Source organism: Actinomyces dentalis DSM 19115 (genome assembly GCF_000429225.1).
In the GTDB taxonomy this organism is placed as follows: Bacteria; Actinomycetota; Actinomycetes; order Actinomycetales; family Actinomycetaceae; genus Actinomyces; species Actinomyces dentalis.
The window spans coordinates 1-18,208 of record NZ_AUBL01000064.1 but is presented as its reverse complement, the minus strand read 5'-3'; the positions used below and the strand labels follow the sequence as shown (position 1 = coordinate 18,208).

General features: G+C 70.7%; 15 protein-coding genes. 5 read left to right on the top strand and 10 right to left on the bottom strand.

The features are described from left to right. The 3 genes from G446_RS17835 to G446_RS0112330 all read right to left on the bottom strand — a co-directional run. On the bottom strand, positions 1 to 415 hold a 415-nt coding region (locus G446_RS17835; protein ID WP_034470499.1), incomplete at its 3' end, for a DUF6318 family protein. A 741-nt stretch (positions 416 to 1,156) separates the two neighbouring features. After that, a complete protein-coding gene (locus tag G446_RS0112335; protein WP_026410366.1) occupies positions 1,157 to 2,164 on the bottom strand; it encodes an aldo/keto reductase family protein in 1,008 nt (335 codons plus the stop codon). A gap of 222 nt (positions 2,165 to 2,386) precedes the next feature. Further along, positions 2,387 to 2,992 carry a DUF3043 domain-containing protein gene (locus G446_RS0112330; protein WP_026410365.1) on the bottom strand — a complete coding sequence of 202 codons (606 nt, stop codon included), beginning with the start codon at positions 2,990 to 2,992 and terminating at the stop codon, positions 2,387 to 2,389. A gap of 40 nt (positions 2,993 to 3,032) precedes the next feature. Between G446_RS0112330 and G446_RS17830 the strand changes: the two genes are divergently transcribed. Both G446_RS17830 and G446_RS21370 read left to right on the top strand, forming a co-directional pair. Then, a complete protein-coding gene (locus G446_RS17830; RefSeq protein WP_084779234.1) occupies positions 3,033 to 4,502 on the top strand; it encodes a dipeptidase in 1,470 nt (489 codons plus the stop codon). A gap of 6 nt (positions 4,503 to 4,508) precedes the next feature. Continuing rightward, positions 4,509 to 5,795: a glycerate kinase gene (locus G446_RS21370; protein WP_026410364.1), complete on the top strand. Its 1,287-nt coding sequence runs from the start codon at positions 4,509 to 4,511 to the stop codon at positions 5,793 to 5,795. Positions 5,796 to 5,888: 93 nt separating this feature from the next. Here G446_RS21370 and G446_RS0112315 read toward each other — a convergent pair whose 3' ends face one another. The 5 genes from G446_RS0112315 to G446_RS0112295 all read right to left on the bottom strand — a co-directional run bounded on the left by G446_RS0112315 (position 5,889) and on the right by G446_RS0112295 (position 12,530). Then, the gene (locus G446_RS0112315) at positions 5,889 to 6,914 is read right to left on the bottom strand and encodes a LacI family DNA-binding transcriptional regulator (protein ID WP_026410363.1); all 1,026 of its coding nucleotides are present in this window, start codon (positions 6,912 to 6,914) and stop codon (positions 5,889 to 5,891) included. A gap of 183 nt (positions 6,915 to 7,097) precedes the next feature. Beyond that, positions 7,098 to 8,087 carry a sugar ABC transporter permease gene (locus G446_RS0112310; protein WP_084779233.1) on the bottom strand — a complete coding sequence of 330 codons (990 nt, stop codon included), beginning with the start codon at positions 8,085 to 8,087 and terminating at the stop codon, positions 7,098 to 7,100. Between the two features lie 21 nt (positions 8,088 to 8,108). After that, positions 8,109 to 9,701 (bottom strand): ABC transporter permease subunit, encoded by a 1,593-nt coding sequence (locus G446_RS0112305; protein WP_245574701.1) that lies wholly within the window; start codon positions 9,699 to 9,701, stop codon positions 8,109 to 8,111. Positions 9,702 to 9,864: 163 nt separating this feature from the next. Further along, complete coding sequence (locus G446_RS0112300; protein ID WP_026410360.1) at positions 9,865 to 11,148, bottom strand: sugar ABC transporter substrate-binding protein; 1,284 nt, start codon at positions 11,146 to 11,148, stop codon at positions 9,865 to 9,867. A 155-nt stretch (positions 11,149 to 11,303) separates the two neighbouring features. Further along, positions 11,304 to 12,530, bottom strand: a complete 1,227-nt coding sequence (locus G446_RS0112295; protein ID WP_026410359.1) for an alpha-glucosidase — start codon at positions 12,528 to 12,530, stop codon at positions 11,304 to 11,306. Positions 12,531 to 12,672: 142 nt separating this feature from the next. Here G446_RS0112295 and G446_RS0112290 point away from each other — a divergent pair, with 142 nt between their 5' ends. From G446_RS0112290 to G446_RS0112280, 3 genes are all read left to right on the top strand, one after another. Beyond that, on the top strand, positions 12,673 to 13,977 hold the full coding sequence (locus tag G446_RS0112290) for a deoxyguanosinetriphosphate triphosphohydrolase (protein ID WP_034470496.1): 1,305 nt from the start codon (positions 12,673 to 12,675) through the stop codon (positions 13,975 to 13,977). Positions 13,978 to 14,003: 26 nt separating this feature from the next. Next, the gene (dnaG, locus tag G446_RS0112285) at positions 14,004 to 16,013 is read left to right on the top strand and encodes a DNA primase (RefSeq protein WP_026410357.1); all 2,010 of its coding nucleotides are present in this window, start codon (positions 14,004 to 14,006) and stop codon (positions 16,011 to 16,013) included. Positions 16,014 to 16,339: 326 nt separating this feature from the next. After that, the gene (locus G446_RS0112280) at positions 16,340 to 16,810 is read left to right on the top strand and encodes a helix-turn-helix domain-containing protein (protein ID WP_026410356.1); all 471 of its coding nucleotides are present in this window, start codon (positions 16,340 to 16,342) and stop codon (positions 16,808 to 16,810) included. Positions 16,811 to 16,849: 39 nt separating this feature from the next. On the opposite strand, the gene G446_RS0112275 is transcribed toward G446_RS0112280, so the two are convergent. Beyond that, positions 16,850 to 17,911: a hypothetical protein gene (locus tag G446_RS0112275; protein WP_026410355.1), complete on the bottom strand. Its 1,062-nt coding sequence runs from the start codon at positions 17,909 to 17,911 to the stop codon at positions 16,850 to 16,852. Between the two features lie 11 nt (positions 17,912 to 17,922). Continuing rightward, positions 17,923 to 18,208, bottom strand: a 286-nt coding sequence (locus G446_RS0112270) for a transposase family protein (RefSeq protein ID WP_026410354.1), incomplete at its 5' end; no start/stop codon positions are given.

Below are 18,208 nucleotides of genomic sequence, written 5' to 3'. Positions count from 1 at the left end.
TATGCATATTAGTTGCACTTGTGATGACCGAGTCGCAGAATTTGCAGGTGGCGTCGCTCATGGCGCGGAAGGCGGTCAGGTCGCCGGTGGCGTAGACGTAGGGGTAGAGGGTGATGAAGTACTGGGCGGCGGCGATGGCCCCGGTGAGGTCGTGCTGGTCGGCCTCGGCGGGGCGCTGGGGTTCGGGCGCGGCCAGGGCGGCATCGCGCAGGGCCCGCTCCTGGGGGCTCAGGGCGGCCACGGCGTCGGCCGCCGCGGTGGCGGCCCGGGCGGCGGAGGCGTCGGCGGTGGCCTGTCTGCGGGCGTTGGCGGTGGCGATCCGCTCTTCCAGGTCCGTCGTGGGGGAGGCGGCCCCCGTGGGGGCGTGCGGCGTCGAGCAGGCCGCCAGGAGCGCCGCCGCGACCGCGACCGCCATCAGGCGCGCCGCCCGGCGGCAGAGCGCCCCGGCGCGTCCCGGGGGCCCGCCCGGGGGAGGGACCCTCGGGGAGGGCGCGGGATGTGCATGGAGCATGCTGAACCACCGCCATTGGGGGACGCGCTCGGATAGGTACGAGGTGCCGGCCGGGTCCCCAGGTCGGGGCGCCGACGTCCCGACCATAACCGCACCCGCGCCCCCGACGCCAGCACCATCATCGAACCTGTGGAAAACCGGGGCGGGTGGGGCTCCTGGGGCGTGCCGGGGCGGGAACTTGTCCAAATCTGTTGCAAAGGCGCTCCGCGGCGCGATCGGCCGCGAGAAGAAGCGCGGAATACCAACGATTCTCCTCGCGCGCTCCGGCTCGATCCGGGCCTTTGCAACAGATTTGGACAACCTGGCCGCCGCGGACCCTCCGGGGAGGGCGGCCGCGAGTCCGATTGCGACCATGACGGCCACCCCGACGACCGGACGGGCCCGCGGGAAGGTCACTCGGCCCGCGCGAGCACGTCACTTAACCCGCGAGAACGTACCTCTAGCAGACGTGCTCGCGGGTTAAGTGGCGATCTCGCGGGTTAAGTGACGTGCTCGCGGGTTACCCGACGAGCTCGCGGACCGCGGCGCCGACCCGCCCCGGGCGCCCCTGACGCCGAGACGTGCACTTCGCATTCGAAAGTGCAGTTCCGACCGTCGTTCTCGAGGGCGGAATGCGCGTCTCGACGAAGAAGCGCGCCGGCGCGCTCAGGCGGGCCGGGTCGCGGGGGAGCGGGTCAGGGCCGGGTCGCGCTCGATGACGCCCTCCAGCGCCGTATCGATCGCGGCGAGCACGTCCTGCTCCAGGACCACGCCCGAGGCCTTGACGTTCTCCACCAGCTGCTCCGGGCGCGAGGCCCCCACAATGGCCGCCGAGACGTTCGGGTTCTGCAGCACCCAGGCGATGGCGAGCTGCGGCATGGACAGCCCGGCCCGCTCGGCCACCGGCCGCAGCCTCTGGACCGCCGTGAGCACCTCGTCCCTCATCCAGCGGGCGATCATCCGCTTGCCGCCCTTCTCGTCCGTGGCCCGCGAACCGGCCGGCGGCTCCGCGCCGGGCAGGTACTTGCCGGACAGCACGCCCTCCGCCATCGGGGACCACACGATCTGGCCCAGGCCGAGCTCCTGGCTGGCGGGCACCACCTTCTCCTCGATGACGCGCCACAGGGCGGAGTACTGGGGCTGGTTGGACACCAGGCGCAGACCCATCTGACCGGCGAGCTCCTGGCCGGCGCGGATCTGCTCGGCCGTCCACTCCGACACGCCGATGTACAGGGCCTTGCCGGCGCGCACGACGTCGGCGAAGGCCTGCATGGTCTCCTCCAGCGGCGTCTCGTAGTCGTAGCGGTGCGCCTGGTAGAGGTCGACGTAGTCGACCCCGAGTCGCCGCAGCGAACCGTTGATGCCCTCCATGATGTGCTTGCGCGACAGGCCGACGTCGTTGGGGCCCTCGGGCCCGATGGGCCAGTAGACCTTCGTGAAGATCTCCAGCCCCTCCCGCCGCTGACCGGCCAGGGCCCGGCCGAGGACCTCCTCGGCCGCCGTATTGGCGTAGACGTCGGCGGTGTCGAAGCTCGTGATGCCCAGGTCGAGCGCCGTGTGCACGCACTCGATCGCGGTGTCCGACTCCACCTGGGAGCCGTGGGTGAGCCAGTTTCCGTAGGTGATCTCCGTGATCTTCAGACCGGAGCTGCCGAGGTGACGGTAAGCGACCATGCGGTCAGCCTATGGGATCGGGGCCCGGCGGGACGACGTCGGCCCCGCCGCTGTGCGCGAGGCGGCCGGCAGTGCTCGGGCTCGCGGATCGGGACCACCCGTTTCAGCGCTCTGCGGAAGACGGGGTCGTGATCTCGGCTCACGGGCCCTCCGCCAGCCCGTTTACGCGCTCTGCGGAAGGAGGCTCAGCGCGCCGCCGGCGGCACCGGCCTGCCCGCGCCGTCAGCTCGGGTACTCGCGCCGGGCGACCTGCGGTGCGGGCTGGCGCCACCGGCGCAGGTTCATGCAGCGGGAGAACACGTACCAGATGATCACGCCCCCGTCGCGCACCTTCTCCTCGCCGAACTTGGCGTACAGGCGCCGCCGCACGAGCCACCAGCAGATCAGGGCGTCGAAAATCGCCACGAAGAACAGGAGGTAGATCGCCACTATGATGTAGAAGGCGAGGAGGCTGGGCTGCGAGCCCCGGGCCGCCGAGAATCCCACGGCGATGATCAGCAGGATCGCCGAGGGCATGAAGAGCTCGCCGATGGAGTAGCGGGCGTCGATGTAATTGCGGATGTAGCGCCTGATCGGGCCCTTGTCCCGGGCGGGCAGGTAGCGCTCGTCGCCGGTGATCATCGCCCGGCGCTGACGCTCCCACGCCTCGTCCCGCTTGGCGCGGGCCTCGCGCCGGGCCGCCTTGCGATCGACCGGGACGATCGGGTGGAGCCTGCGGGCCTGCGCGTCCTTGCGCTTGGGGGTCGCGCGCCCCTTGCCGACGGTTTTGACGGGCTCGACCGGCGCCTCGGCCTGGGACGGAGCCCGGTCCTTCTTGAACAGCTTCACCCGCCCAGGTTAACCGCTCACCCGCGATACCCTGCAAGCCATGATCACCGTCGACGCCGTCCGCAGTCGTGTCCGCAACTCCTTCGAGACCATCGTCTCCGATCTGGTGGGCCTGGTCGCCATTCCCTCCGTGTCCGCCTCGAGCCACGACCAGTCCCAGGTCGCCCGCTCCGCCGAGCACGTGGCCGGCCTGCTGCGCGAGACCGGTCTGGAGGCGCGGGTCCTGTCCGCGCCCGGGCCCGACGGCGCCCCCGGCCGCCCCGCCGTCCTCGCCCACGCCGACGGGCCGGCGGGCGCCCCGCACGTCCTGCTCTACGCCCATCACGACGTCCAGCCCGTCGGCGACCCGGGCGCGTGGGCGCAGGCGGACCCCTTCGCCGCCGAGCGCCGCGGCGAGCGCCTGTACGGGCGCGGCGCCGCCGACGACGGGGCCGGGGTCATCGCCCACGTCCACGCCCTGCGCGTCCTGGCCGGGCTCGGGGGCGGCGAGCCGCCCTGCTCCGTGACGGTTTTCATTGAGGGCGAGGAGGAGATCGGCTCCCCGTCCTTCGAGGCCTTCCTGGCCGCCCACCGCGACCGGCTCGCCGCCGACGTCATCATCGTCGCCGACTCGTCCAACTGGAGGGTCGGCATCCCGGCCCTGACCACGTCCCTGCGCGGCGTCGTCCAGGTCGACGTGCGCCTGGACGTCCTGGACCACGCCCTGCACTCGGGCCAGTACGGGGGCCCGGTGCTCGACGCCGTGACCTCCATGTGCCGCCTGGTGGCCACCCTGCACGACGAGCGCGGGGACGTGGCCGTGCCCGGCCTGGTCTCCCGTCCGCAGGCGGCGCCGGACTTCCCCGACTACCCCGAGGCCGACTTCCGCGCCGACGCCGGCGTCCTGGACGGCGTCGGACTGATCGGCGCCGGCGACCTGACCGCGCGGCTGTGGACCAAGCCGTCCCTGACGGTCATCGGCATGGACGTCACCCCCCTGGACCTGGCCGGCAACGTGCTGGCCCCCTCCTGCACGGCGCGCCTGTCCCTGCGCATCGCCCCGGGCCAGGACCCCGCCTCCGCCCTGTCCGCCCTCACGGCGCACCTGGAGGCGCACGCGCCCTTCGGCGCCCGGGTGAGCGTGACGCCCGGCGAGACCGGCCCCGCCTTCGACGCCCCGGCCGACACCCCGGCGTCCCGCGCCGCCCGCTGGGCCCTGACGACGGCCTTCGGACGGGACTGCGTGGACATCGGCCAGGGCGGTTCCATCCCCTTCATCGCCACCCTTCAGGAGACCTTCCCCGACGCGCAGGTGCTCGTCACCGGCATCGAGGACCCCGACACTCGCGCCCACAGCGAGGACGAGTCCATGCACCTGGGCGATCTGGAGCGGATCGTGACGGCCGAGGCCCTCCTGCTGGCCCGCCTGGGCGGCGCCGTCGCGCCCGACGGCGAGTCCGGCGGGGCCGGCGAGCCCGGTGCGCCCGGCGGCGTGGCCGGCGGCGCCGCCGTGCCCGACGTCGGGGCCTGAGCCGCCGTGAGGGTCCTGCTGGCCGCGGGCGGCATGCACCCCGAGCCCGGGGGAGTCCCGCTCGTCTCGGGCCGGAGCGGCCTGAGCGCCGGCGCCGCGGCCGCCGCGCTGCGCAGCGGGTGGCTCGCCGCCCGGCCCGACGACGAGGTCACCGCCCTGCCCGTGCCCGACGGCGGGCCCGGCAGCGCCCCGGCCCTGCCCGCGGCGCGGATCCGTTCGCGCACCGTCCTGCACGGCGCCGGGCCCCTGGGCGATATCCGCGAGGTCGACCTGGTGGGCCTGGAGGCGGCGCCGGGCCCGGCGGAATCGGCGGGGCGGGCCGGACCGGCGGAGGGGGCGGCGCCGGGCCCGGGTGGGCGCACGGGATCAGTGGGCCCGGCGGGGCCGACGGGCCCGGGCGCCCGCCGGCCCCGCAGCGCGACCTGGTTCCTCGACGCCGCGCGCCTGACGGCCCCGCCCGCCGACCGTGCCCGGGCCGGCCGCGAGGCCCGCGAGGGCACCACCCGGGGCCTGGGGGAGGTCCTGGCCGCCGCCCTGGAGGCCACCGGCGCCGACGACGTGCTCATCGCGGGGCTGGCCCGCGGCGCCGTCCACGACGGCGGGGCCGGGCTCCTGGACGGCCTGGGCGGGCCGCGGGCCGCGTTCGGGCTCATGGCCGGGCGCGAGCTCGTCCTCGCCCTGGCCGACGACGCGCCCCTGGGGGGCATGAACGGCGCCGGCCAGGCCCTGACCGCCCTGAGTGATCTGAGCGCCCAGCAGGCCCAGGACCTCGATCGCCGGGCCTGCGCCCGGGCCCGCCGGATCCTGGTGGAGCTGGCCGCGCCCCGGGTCGGGGCCCTGCCCGTGATCGCGACGCCGCAGGGGACTTCGCCCGCGGTGTCCGTCACGGCCCGGGGCACCGGCGCCGCCGGGGGAGCCGCACTCGTCCTGCGCGCCCTGGGCGCCCGGGCCCTGCCGGGCCCCCGGCTCATGGCCCGGCTGGTGGGTCTGGCCTCGGCGGCCCGCCGCGCCGAGCTCATCATCACCACGGCCGGCGAGGTCTACGACGTCCCGGCCGACGGCCTGACCGCCGTCGTCGGCTCGGCGGCGACGGAACTGGCCCTGCCCGCGGTCCTCGTGGCCGGGCGCGCCGCGGTGCCGCGCGCCGAGCTCGCCGGGGCCGGGATCGTCGGCGTCTACGCGCTGGAGGCGGCGGGCGGGTCGGGCGGCGCCTGGGATCGGGGCGGGTCCCGGGCCGTGGCCGGGCGGGTCGAGGACATGGGGCGCCGCCTGGCCCGCACCTGGTCGCGCTGAGCCGCGCCCGCCCGGTCCGGGGCCGGACTCGGGTCCCCGTGCCTCTCGCCGAGAGCGCACGCGCCGCGCCGGACGGCCCGGCCCCGGGCCGGCTCAGGCGCCCCGCTGCGAGTCGGGGGCCGGGGCCGTCGAACCGCGGACGATGAGGTCGGGGGCGAAGAGCATCTCGGTGTCGGGGGTCTGGCTCCCGGCGATCCCGGCGAGCAGGGTGGTCACGGCGGCCCGGGCGATGGCGGTCACCGGCTGGCGCACCGTCGTCAGGGGCGGGGCCGTCATGGGGATGAGGGGGGAGTCGTCGTAGCCGATGACGGACACGTCCTCCGGGACTCTCAGACCGCCCGAGCGCACCCCCTGGATGACGCCGAGCGCCATGATGTCGGAGCCGCACACGATGCCCGTGCAGCCCTGCGGCAGGAGGAGCTGCGCGGCGTTCGCCCCGCCCTCGTAGGTGTAGAGGGTCTCGACCACGCGCAGCGGCTCGTCCGGCAGCCCGGAGCGCATCGCCTCCTCGTAGCCGGAGTGCTTGCGCTGGGCGGGCACCATCCGCATCGGGCCGATGGCCAGTCCGATGCGGCGGTGGCCCAGGCTGATGAGGTGCTCGACGGCGATGCGCGCCGCGGCGCGGTCGTCGGTGGCGAAGGCGGCGGCCTTGATCGTGGGGGCGTTGCCGTTGATCGTCACCAGCGGCACGCCGCGCTCGCGCAGCCGCTGGTAGCGGGTGACGTCGCCGGAGGTGTCGGCGTGACGGCCGGAGACGAAGATGATGCCGGCTGCGCCCCGCTCGACGAGCATCTCGATGTACTCGTCCTCGCTCGTGCCCCCCGGGGTCTGGGTGCACAGCAGGGGGGTGTGCCCGCTGGACGCCAGGAGCTGCTCGATCTCCTGGGCGAACATGGGGAAGATCGGATTGCTCAGCTCGGGGATGACGAGGCCGACCAGGCCCTTGGAGACCTGGCGCAGCGTCTCCGGCCGCTCGTAGCCCAGCAGGTCGAGGGCCACGAGCACCTGCCTGCGCGTGACCTCGGCAACATTGGACTTGCCGTTGAGGACGCGCGAGACAGTGGCTGTCGAGACGCTCGCCTGATCGGCGATGTCGGACAGGGTGATGCGCTGGTGCACGTCGTTCTCCTCGGATGATCTTGTCGTCGGCGAGACAATCCTAATGGGACCTTATGGGACGCGCCCGGTGCCGGGTGGATGGGCTGAGCCGCTAGCCGCCCGGGCCAGCCCTGCGCGCATACGCGGGGCTGGCCCGGGCGGCTAGCGGCGATGTGGTCAGAACGGCGTCCTCCGCGGTCCGCCTCAGCCCTTGACGGCGCCGGCGATCGAGCCGCCGACGATGTACTTCTGCAGGTACTGGAACAGGGCGATGACCGGAATCATCGTCAGAATGGCGCCCGCGGCGAAGACGCCGGTATTCATCGAGTGATTGTTGCCCGCGACCATCGCCTGGAGTCCGACAGCCAGAGTCTTCTTGGGGTTGTCGGTCAGGAAGATAGAGCCCAGGATGAACTCGGAGATCACGCCGACGAAGGCCAGGAGGAAGGTCGTGGCGATGATCGGCTTGAGTGTGGGCAGCAGAATGATGCGGAAGACCTGCCAGTGGGTGCAGCCATCGATAATGGCGGCCTCGTCGAGTTCCCTGGGGATCGTGTCGAAGGTGCCCTTGATGAGCCAGACCTGCCCCAGCGACCCGCCCATGAGAGCCAGACAGTATCCGCTCAGGGTGTTGAGCCCGAGGAACGGGATCACCTTGCCCAGATCGCCCATCATGGAGTAGATCGCGATAATGGACAGAGTGGTGGGGAACATCATAATGAGCAGCAGCGCCAGGAGCCCGCCGCGACGGCCCTTGAACCTGAACCGGGAGAAGACGTACGCGGCCAGCAGCGACAGGAAGACCTGGGAGGCGCCGATCACCGTGCACACGATCAGCGTATTGGCGTACCAGTTGAGGAACGGGCCTCGGTCCCCGGACAGGAGGTGCTGGTAGTTGATGAGGCTGACGCCTCTGGTGGGAATGAGTGAAGTGGTGTCCAGGGATCCCAGGGGATTGAAGGAGGCGGAGATGATGTAGAGCACCGGGATGGCGGCGAAGATGAGGGCGAGGACGCCGATTACGTGGCGCCAGCCGATCTCGAGGAGCCATCGGCCGAAGGGCATGCGATTCTCCGCGATGAGAACCCGCCCGGTGGGAGCCTCCTCGTCCTGGGGAACCGTCTCCTCAGTCGCCTCGAGATCGGTGGAAGTGACCTCGTCTTCAGGAGCGGAGTGGGCAGAATGAGTGGTCATGTCGCGTTTCCTTCCGATCCTTTAGTTGATGTCCTCGAGCGCCCTGGTGGCGCGGAACTGGATGGCGGCCAGGATGCCGGTGATAATGAACAGCACGACGGACACCGCCGAGGCGAACCCGTACTCGGACTGTCCTCTGAATGCTGTTCGGTAGATCATGGAGATGAGAATGTCCGTCCCGCCCCTGATGTCGCCGCCGTGGGCGAACGGGCCTCCACCGGTGAGCAGTTCGATCGCGTTGAAGTTGTTGAAGTTGAAGGCGAAGGAACTCACCAGCAGCGGGGCCACCGCGACGAGAAGGAGGGGTGCGGTGATGCGCAGAGTCGTCTGGAGTCCGGTCGCGCCGTCCACCTTGGCGGCCTCCTTGACGTCGGAGGGGATCGACTGGAGGGCGCCGGTGCACACGATGAACATGTAGGGGAAGCCCATCCACAGATTGGTCAGCAAGACGGCCACCTTCGCCCACGTCGGGTCTCCGAGCCAGTTGATATTTGTTCCCAGCAGGTTATTGATGAGCCCGTTTTGCTGATCGTAGAAATTGGCCCATACGAGCAGGGAGATGAATCCGGGAATGGCATAGGGGAGGAGCAGGAAGGATCGGTAGAGTCGCCTACCGATAATGCGGTCGTCATTGAGGGTCAGTGCCAGGAAAAATCCGACGATGAAGGTGAGCAGCACGGATCCGAAGGCGAAGGAGATCGTCCACACGAATGCCTGACCGAAGTGACTGAGAAGGGTGCTGTCGGTGAAGAGCCTGATGTAGTTCGCGAATCCGATGTTCTGCTGCCACGACTGATCCAGGGGCTTACCGTCCTGGCCGACGTAGAAGTCGGAGTCTCCGACCTTCTGCACGCTGTAGGTCATGCCCGTGGTCGTGTCGGTGAAGGTGTCGGAGTTCTTGTCGTAGACCATGGAGGCGGCTACGACTATGGCCTGGTTGAATCCCCTGAGCTGGAGGAAGTGGGTGTCGTCGATGGCGATGTCGAGCGCGTTGATCGTGGTCGAGGCGGTGTTGACCTGTTTGGGATTGAGGAGGGTGTAGCCCTCGGCGGCTGTGACCTTGTCGCGGTCCACAGTGACCTTGGCGAGATCGGCGGGCTGGAGCGTGGAGCCCGCGGCAGCGGTGAAGACCTCGTGAGTACTGGGATCCACCAGGAACAGGGTGAACGGACCGTCGGTGACATTGCCGGTTGTACCCACGCTCAGATTGTAGGTCGGAGAGTTCGGCTGCTGCTTGACGGAGTTGGAGATAATGGCGGCGATGGCCTCGTCCTTGGTTCTGGTCCCGCGGTTGGAGTCGCCGTAGTTGGTGAAGGACATCTGGATCGTGAGAACGATCGGGATAATGAGGAAAACGGAGAGGAAGAACGTTCCCGGGAAGAGGTATTTGCCGGGCACGAAGCGCTTGGTCGAGTACAGCAGGAACATTGCCGAGGTGGCCAGGCCGACGATGACCAGCCAGACCCACATCCGGTAGTGCACCAGGAGCGGCACCAGGTAGGCGGCCAGGGCGAGGGCGCCTCCCAGTACGAGCACTCGGATGAGTACGGAGGTAATGGTGGTTGTCTTCTCGCGCTTTGAGCGGGGCGCATTCTTGGAGGCGATTGACATCATTGTCCGGAATTGGCCTTTCACATGGCGGGGTGAGGGAGTTCGGGCGGTGGTGCGGGGACGAGGGCCGTTCGCGCGTTCGGGGCGGGTGCGCGGGCCCGGGGCACTCGGCGTGAGGTGCGGACCTCGCGTCGCGCCTCACGCCGAGTGCGGCCGTACGGCGGAGTCAGGATCCGAGCGCGGACTTAATGGCCGTGCCCGCGGCCTCCATCTCGGACTTGGGGTCCTTGCCGGCGATGATATTGGCCTCCGCCTGTCCCAGGGACGGCCAGATCGCGGCCATCTGGGGGATGGAGGGCATGGGGGCGGCGGCGCTGGCGATATCGGCGAGGGTGGCCATGTCGGGGTTGGAGGACTTGAGCTTCTCGACCAGGTCCTTCTGAGCGGGAGGGAGCTCGTTCTTGGCAAACATGGCCTCGGCGACCGTGGAGTCCTTGGCGACGTCGGCGACGAAGCTCTCGGCGATGGTGCGGTTCTTGCCGTTCGCGGCGACGTAGAAGACGTTGACGCCGGCGAAGGGGACGGCGTCGCCCATTCCCGCGAATCCGGGGATCTTCGCAATGGCGTAGTCGATGCCAGCGGTCTTGATGGTGGCCAGCGACCAGGGGCCGGAGACCAGGAAGGGGGACTTCCCGTCGGTGAACAGGTTCACGGCGTTGTCGGTGGTGATGGAGGTCTTGAGGGCGCCCTGGGAGGCGAGCTCAGCGATCTTCGTACCGGCGGTCACGGAGCTCTCAGTGCCCACGCCCACGTCCGCGAGGTTGTACGAGCCGTCGGCGTTGGTGCCGAAGAGGTAACCGCCCGCGGAGGAGTAGAGGGGCTGCATGTGGTAGCCATCGCCCTTCTGGCCCACGGGCAGGGCGAGGATCTCCTCCGTGCCCGCGGCCTTGCCGGCCTCGACGACCTCCTCGATGGTGGTGGGTGCGACCTGGCTGGTGACCGCTTTGTTGACATAGAGGACGAGCGCCTCGACGGAGTACGGGGCGCCGTAGGTCTGCCCGTTGTAGGTCACGGCCTTGAGGGCCATGTCGGAGTAGTTGGACTTGGCGGCGTCGTCGAGCTGAACCGGGGTGATGGCGTTGTTCTGGACGAACTTGCCGATCCAGTCGTGGGCGCCGATGACAATGTCGGGGCCGTTGCCGGTACTGTCGGCCGTGACGAAGTTCTCCTGCAGGTTCTCGGCCACGACCTGCACGGCGACCGTGAGGCCGCCCTGATCCTGTCCCCACTTCGTGGCGAATTCCTGGATTGAGGGCGCCTTCTTCTCGTCCGCCCAGATGACCAGATCGGCATTGGCGTCGCGGACCGTCCCGCTGCTGGCCTCGGCGGAGGGCCCGCCGGAGGCACCCGCAGCGGTTCCGCCGGAGTCCTTGGAACCGCAGGCGGCGGCCGCGGCGAGGGTGGTGGCGATGGCTGTCATGGACAGGAAAGACCGGCGCGTAAGGGTCACCGTGATTCTCCTTCGAATCGGGAGGGGGACTGGGTCCGTTACAAGGACGAATGTAACGAGATCGTGCAAGCCATGCAAGATTCAGTACGGCCCTTACGAAAATATGACACAGATCACATATGGGTGGTGCTCTGCGGGCGCCGGTCCGCGCCCGCTCAGCTCACGCTCGCCGCATCGAGCCAGGCCGTGGTCATGGTGGGCACCATGAGCCTGCCCTCGGCCTGCTCCAGCCCCTGCGAGGACAGCAGGACGTCGGCGCCCTGCGGCAGGATCACCGGCTCGTCGGTCGTGTTGACCATGACGAGCACATCGCGCGCGAGCAGCGTCAGGGTCCGGGGCGGGCACCAGTCCAGGCCCGTCACGAAGGCCAGCGGCGCGGCGGCCAGGCGCCGCTCACGGCGCACGTGGGTCGCGTGGCGCACCGTCGCCAGCGGCGAGCCGAACAGGCTGCCCTGGTCGTGGGCGCGGGCGTTGACGAGTCCGGCGAGCTCCAGGGGCGCCGTCGGCTTGTCCGGGTCCGGCAGGCCCACCTCGTCTCCCTGCCGCAGGTAGACCGAGCCCGGCAGCGCCAGTGCGAGCGCCTGCAGGGCCGTGGCGCGCTGCCGGCGCCGTCCGTCGTCGACGGCGAACCAGTTCAGTCCGTCGCCGGGATCTGTCGCCTCGCACAACCGGTAACTGGGCAGGAAGCGCCACACCGGCGGGGCGCCGAAGCGGTCGTGGTCGTCCAGGGAGCGCGTCAGGTGCGCCGTCATCGACTCCGCGTCCCAGCGCGCCAGGATGAGGGCGTCGTCGCGCAGGTGGTGGAGCCAGTCCTCCTGGAGGTGGTGGTGCAGGGTCCGGGGGTAGTCGGCCGAGACGTCGGCGCCGATCATGCCGTCGTCGGTATAACTGGCGATGAGGCCGTGGAGGATCGAGAAGTACTCGGTGAGCCGGGCCAGGTCGGTGCGCTCGGCGACCTCCGGGGGGATGATCGTGCCCAGGTCGATCCCGTCGGCCCCCGCCGACAGGAACGCCTCGGCCCGCTCCACAATGCCCTCGCCCTCCCGCTCGGCCCCGACCACGATGCGATCGTCGTCGTGGGCGTGGGGGCCGGTCACGGGGCCCAGGGCGCCGGAGACCCGCACCACGATCCTGACCCCGGCCCCGTGCGCGCGCTCGACCAGTTCCCGGAAGGGGTCGAGGTCGTTGCGGGCGTCCATGAGACTGGGGCGCAGGAGGAGGGCGGTGAAGCCGAGGGAGGCCACATGGTCCACGAGGTGCTCGACCCCCCCGAGCTCGACGGCGCCGAGCTCGGGGGAGGCGACCTCGTAGACGAGCCCGTCGCGCCACCACTCCAGAGGACCATTGTGGGCGCGGTGGACGAGTGTCGTCGTGGTCGTCACGGCAGGTGGCTCCCTTCCCCCGGATGCCGCGCCCGGGGCTGGGAACCGGGAACGGCCACCGGACCGCCCTATATCAGCGGTTCCAGATAATTCTGTGTGGACCTCGCCGTCATCCTAGCGTGCCCTTGACTACCCTTTGACCATGTCAATATCCGAGACGGGCCGCCCGAGTGAGGGCGCTCATAATCTCGTGAGGTACCACGAGCGCGATGTTGAGCGTTTTGTGGCCGAACCGGCCAAGAATCCGCAACGAACCCCTTTTGAGCGCGATCGCGCCCGAGTCCTGCACTCCTCCGCCCTGCGACGTCTGGGAGCCAAGACACAGGTGCTGGGTCCGGGCAGCGACGACTTCGTGCGCACCCGTCTCACCCACTCCCTGGAGGTGGCCCAGGTCGGACGCTCCCTCGGCCAGGCCCTGGGCTGCGACCCCGACGTCGTCGACACCGCGTGCCTGGCCCACGACCTCGGCCACCCGCCCTACGGGCACAACGGGGAGAAGGCCCTCGACGTCATCGCCGCCCCCATCGGCGGCTTCGAGGGCAACGCCCAGACCCTGCGGCTGCTGACCCGCCTGGAGCCCAAGACCCTGACCCCCTGTGGCCGCAGCGTGGGCCTCAACCTCACCCGAGCCAGCCTCGACGCCGTCGCCAAGTACCCCTGGCCCAGGGGCGGCGGGCCCGGCGGCCCGCAGGGCAGGAGCGCCCGCAAGTACGGCTGCTACGACGACGACCTGCCGATCTTCGAGTGGATGCGCGACGGCGCCCCCGCCGCCCGCCGCTGCCTGGAGGCCCAGATCATGGACCTGTCCGACGACGTCGGCTACTCCGTCCACGACGTCGAGGACGCCATCGCCCTGGGCCGCATGGACCCCGCGCTCCTGCGCCGCCCCGGGGAGGCCGGCGCCGTCGTCGAGGCGACCCTGGACTGGTACGGGCGCGAGGCCGACGCCGCGGGGCTGGAGGCGGCCTGGCAGCGGCTGACGGCCCTGCCCTGCTGGATCGGGTCCTACACCGGCTCGCCGGCCGACGCCGCCGCCCTGAAGAACCTCACCAGCCAGCTCATCGGCCGCTTCGTCTCCGCCGTGGCCGACGCCACCCGCCGGGCTTTCGGCCGCGGGCCCCTGGCCCGCTACGACGCCGACCTCGTCATCCCCGAGGACACGGCCGCGGAGATCCTCGTCCTCAAGGGCGCGGCCGTGCGCTACGTCATGGCCCCGCGCGAGCACGAGCCCGTCTACCTGCGCCAGCGCACCGAGCTGTTTGACCTGGCCGACGCCCTGGTCGGCTCCGGGGACCGCCATCTCGAACCGATCTTCGCCGACGCCTGGCGCCGGGCCGAGGACGACGCCGGGCGCCTGCGCGCCGTCGTCGACCAGATCGCCTCCCTCACCGACACCTCCGCCCGCACCTGGCACGCCAGGCTCTGCGGGCTGCTCTCCCAGGTCTGAGGGACCGGGCCGCCTAGGATGGCCCCATGGCGGGACTCATCAAGCGCGAGGACATCGACGCCGTCCGCGAGCGCATCAGGATCGAGGACGTCGTCGGCGAGCACGTGACCCTCAAGAGCGGGGGCGCGGGCTCCATGAAGGGCCTGTGCCCCTTCCACGACGAGCGCACCCCCTCCTTCAACGTCCGCCCCCAGCTGGGCCTGTGGCACTGCTTCGGGTGCGGCGAGGGCGGCGACGTCATCGCCTTCGTGGAGAGGATCGACCACCTGTCCTTCACGGAGGCCGTGGAGTACCTGGCCGGGCGGGCCGGCGTGCGGCTGCGCTACGAGGAGTCCGACGGCGCCGTGCGCCACGGCGTCGAGCCCGGCACCCGCCGGCGCCTGCTGGAGGCCAACCGCGTCGCCGAGGACTGGTTCCGCTCCCAGCTGTCGCGCACCAACCCGCTGGCCGCCGGGGCGGGCCGCTTCCTGTACTCGCGGGGGTTCGACGACGACGCCCTGGAGCGCTTCGGCGTCGGCTTCGCCCCCGCCGGCTGGGACAACCTCGCCAACGTCCTGCGGTCCAGGGGCTTCACCGAGCGCGAGCTGGTCGCCTCGGGCCTGTGCGGCGAGGGCGCCGGCGGGCGGCGCGTCTACGACCGCTTCCGGGACCGCATCATGTGGCCCATCCGCGACGTGACCGGGGCCACCGTCGGCTTCGGCGGCAGGCGCCTGTCCGACGAGGACGCCTCCGTCCCCAAGTACCTCAACACCCCCGAGACCGCCATCTACCACAAGGGCCAGGTCCTCTACGGCCTCGACCTGGCCAAGAGGGACATCGCCGCCGGGCACCGCGTCGTCGTGGTCGAGGGCTACACCGACGTCATGGCCGCCCACCTGTCCGGGGTGACCACGGCCGTGGCCACCTGCGGCACGGCCTTCGGCGCCGACCACGCGCGCATCGTGCGCCGCCTGCTCGGGGACGCCGCCGACCCCTCCGCCGGCGTCCTCGCCGGGGACCGCGTGCGCGGCGGGGAGGTCATCTTCACCTTCGACGGCGACGCCGCCGGGCAGAAGGCCGCCCTGCGCGCCTACGGGGAGGACCAGCGCTTCGCCGCCCAGACCTTCGTGGCCGTCGAGCCCCACGGGCTCGACCCCTGCGACCTGCGCCTGGAGGAGGGGGCCGAGGGCATCCCCCGCCTGCTGGAGCGCCGCAAGCCCCTGTTCGAGTTCGTCATCCGCACCTCCCTGTCCCACGTCGACCTGGAGACCGCCGAGGGCAGGGTGCGGGGCCTGCGCACGGCGGCGCCCGTCGTGGCCGGCATCCGCGACCGGGCCCTGCGCCGCGAGTACGCCCGGCGCCTGGCCGGCTGGCTGGGGCTGCCCGAGCCCGAGGTCCTCGCGGCCGTGCGGGCCGCCGAGCGCCGCGGCGGGGCGGGGCCGGGGACGGGTCCGGGGGGAGGGGCAGGCGCCCCGCTCGCCGCCGAGGCCCCCCGCCCCGCCCTCCCGCCCGTCACCGACCCGGTCACCGGCCTGGAGCGCCAGGCGCTGGCGGTCATGGTGCAGCTGCCGTTCGTGGCCGGGGCCGCCGGGGCGGACGCCATTGAGGCCGCCGCCTTCGCCAACCCGGTGCACCGCGCCGTCTTCGAGGCCGTCCAGGCCGCCGGGGGGGCCGCCCGCGCCCTGGACGAGGTCCGGGCGCTGGCGGTCGACGGTCGGGGCCGGGAGGAGGTCGAGCGGGCCGCCCTGGCGCGCTGGGTCGAGCAGGTGCGGCTGGGGGCGGGCCCCGAGGTGGACGCCGCCCTGACCGCCCTGGCCGTCGTCGAGCTGCCCGTGGCCGGCAGGCGGGGCGCCGGGGAGGGGCTCGACGCCGACTCCGCCGAGCGCTACGCGCGCGACGTCATCACCTCCCTGGCCCGCATGGGCGTCAATCGGCGCCTGACCGAGCTGCGCGGCCGGCAGCGGCGCATGTCGCCGCAGGACGAGGGCTACCGGGAGGTCTTCGAGGAGATCGTGGGCCTGGAGAACAAGCGCATGCAGCTGAGCATGCGGTCCTGAGCGGTGCGGGGGTCCGGCCAGGGTCGCGCCGCGGCGCCGGCGGCCGGTCCGCGGGGGACGGGCGAGTGCGCAGTACTGGATCGTCCCGATTGTGGCGCTCCGGGAGGATCGTTCGGGTCGGTGCGCCGGATGCGCCCGGTGGTTTCCGCGTGATTCCGCGGTTTCGGTGCCGGCGCGGTGGGGTGCGGGACGGAACGATCCTCCCGGGGCGCCATGTCCCGCCCCGGTCAGCACGCCGACGACCCCGAGCGCCGGACGAACAGCCTCTGACTTCACGACCGCGTCTTCACCACTGTCATCCACTGAATAGCCTTTATGCTGTTCTCATGGGTCGTTTCCGCTGCGATGACGCTCCCGCGCTCATCCGCGCCGCACGTGCGGACGCGGGTCTGACACAGCTGGAACTCGCCCGGCGCGCCGGCCTGCGGCAGTCGAGCCTGGCCCAGATGGAGTCGGGAACCCGGACGGTATCGGCCCGCATGCTCGAGAGGGTGCTCCGCGCCGCCGACTACCGGCCCTCGGTCCCGCTCGCCGCGCACGCCGACGAGATCCGTGAGCGGGCTCTGGCGCACGGCCTGGGCAACATCAGGGTCTTCGGGTCGGCGGTGCGCGGCGAGGACGGGTTCGACTCCGATATCGACCTGGTGGTCACACCGTCGGCCGGGACCGATCTGTTCGATCTCGCCCTGTTCATCCGCGAGGTCGAGAAGCTCACCGGGTTCCCGACGGATGCGGTCTCGGATGCGCAGGTGCCCGCCGCACTCGCCGACGCGGTGCGCGAGGCGGTGCCGCTGTGAGCGAGGGGGGTGACGCGGTGCGTTTCGCGTTTCCCCGCACTATTTCTTATCGGGCCGGTAGGCGGTGAGCTCGTTGGATGCGTTGCTTCCCCCACCAATCTCATAGGCCACGATGAGTTCGGGGTTGACCAGGTAGAAAACGGTGTAATCACCGGAGAATTTGTTTCCGGGCAAGTCGATGATCTCTCCGTCCTCGACGCTCCACATGCCACTGATATATCTGCCCCTGGACGGGCTCAATGCTTCGCCCGACGACATGAGCACGGATCCGTCTGAGGACAGCGAGAAAACGGGCCCCATCTGCGGGTAGGGTGACGATCCGAAACAGTTCCCTGATTCGTCGGTCGGCTTGAAGGTGGAGTCGCCGATCGTGAGGGCGGGGCAACCGGCGTTCGATTTCTTATCGTATTCGCCCCGGATCTGGGCCCAGTCCGCGTCTCCGTCCTCGATGTACGACTTCAACTCGGCCGCAGTCGGACGGGGGTAATTGCTGGTGAGGTAGACGCCGGCGTCGTAGGGCAGTCCGCCGTCCAGGGTCTCCAGCTCCTCGCCGGTGGGCGACAGGATCGTGATCCGATCGCTGCTCTCATCGTATTTCGACCACCCATCGGCCAGGACGCGAACAAACTCATCGGTCTTGATAAGACCTTCCTTGTCCTCGCTGTAATCGATGCTGTAATCGATGTGGAAGTCGTAGAGCTCGCCGGTGTCCAAATCAACCGCGACGCCCGGCGACGCGAACGCAATGGTCTTGTCCCCCTCGTAGACCCCTCTGAAAAGTACACCAGTATAATCGTGCGCGTATTCGAAACTGTCGGGGATGTCGGTCTCCCACAGCTTCCGGTCCGGATCCTCTGCGTTCCAGGCCGAGCAGTGGTCCTCCTCGTCGCAGGCGATGACGTAGTCCCCCCTGATACCTGGGTCTACCCTCATACCTGGGAACTCGTCCCAGGGGGCGTCGGAAACCTCGCCATTATCGGCCCTGAGGAGCTTGTCGTCCACTATGAGGTAGTCGCCCCAGTAGAACGGCACGTAGTAATGGGAGGGGTCGGTCTGGGTCTGGCGGTAGTCGAGATCCGTGGACCACTGAGCCTTTCTCACCAGGGTTCGTGTCAGGAATCGTGCCAGAGGGTGATGATGACGAGGGCGGCGGCCATGATCGTGGTGATGGTCGCGGGGTCGAGGGAGACTCGTTGCAGGGCCCTGAAGTGCTTGAACATGGCATTGGCCCTCTCGGCCGGGGCCCGCATGGCGGACAGCAGGTTGTTGCGGGTCTCCTCGTCCGGTGTCGGGCAGGGGTTCTTCGTGGGGGTCAGCACGCCGATCCCCGCCCCCTGGTACCCCTTGTCCGCCAGGACCGGCATCCCCAGCCATGCGGACCGGTACAGGGCCGGCAGC

What these genes read in the sequence shown, in the direction of transcription:
- G446_RS0112335 (WP_026410366.1), bottom strand. Translation starts at nt 2,164, where the DNA reads ATGGTCGCTTACCGTCACCTCGGCAGCTCCGGTCTGAAGATCACGGAG.
- G446_RS17830 (WP_084779234.1), top strand. Translation starts at nt 3,033, where the DNA reads ATGATCACCGTCGACGCCGTCCGCAGTCGTGTCCGCAACTCCTTCGAG.
- G446_RS0112310 (WP_084779233.1), bottom strand. Translation starts at nt 8,087, where the DNA reads ATGACCACTCATTCTGCCCACTCCGCTCCTGAAGACGAGGTCACTTCC.
- G446_RS0112305 (WP_245574701.1), bottom strand. Translation starts at nt 9,701, where the DNA reads ATGATGTCAATCGCCTCCAAGAATGCGCCCCGCTCAAAGCGCGAGAAG.
- G446_RS0112290 (WP_034470496.1), top strand. Translation starts at nt 12,673, where the DNA reads ATGTCAATATCCGAGACGGGCCGCCCGAGTGAGGGCGCTCATAATCTC.
- dnaG (WP_026410357.1), top strand. Translation starts at nt 14,004, where the DNA reads ATGGCGGGACTCATCAAGCGCGAGGACATCGACGCCGTCCGCGAGCGC.
- G446_RS0112280 (WP_026410356.1), top strand. Translation starts at nt 16,340, where the DNA reads ATGGGTCGTTTCCGCTGCGATGACGCTCCCGCGCTCATCCGCGCCGCA.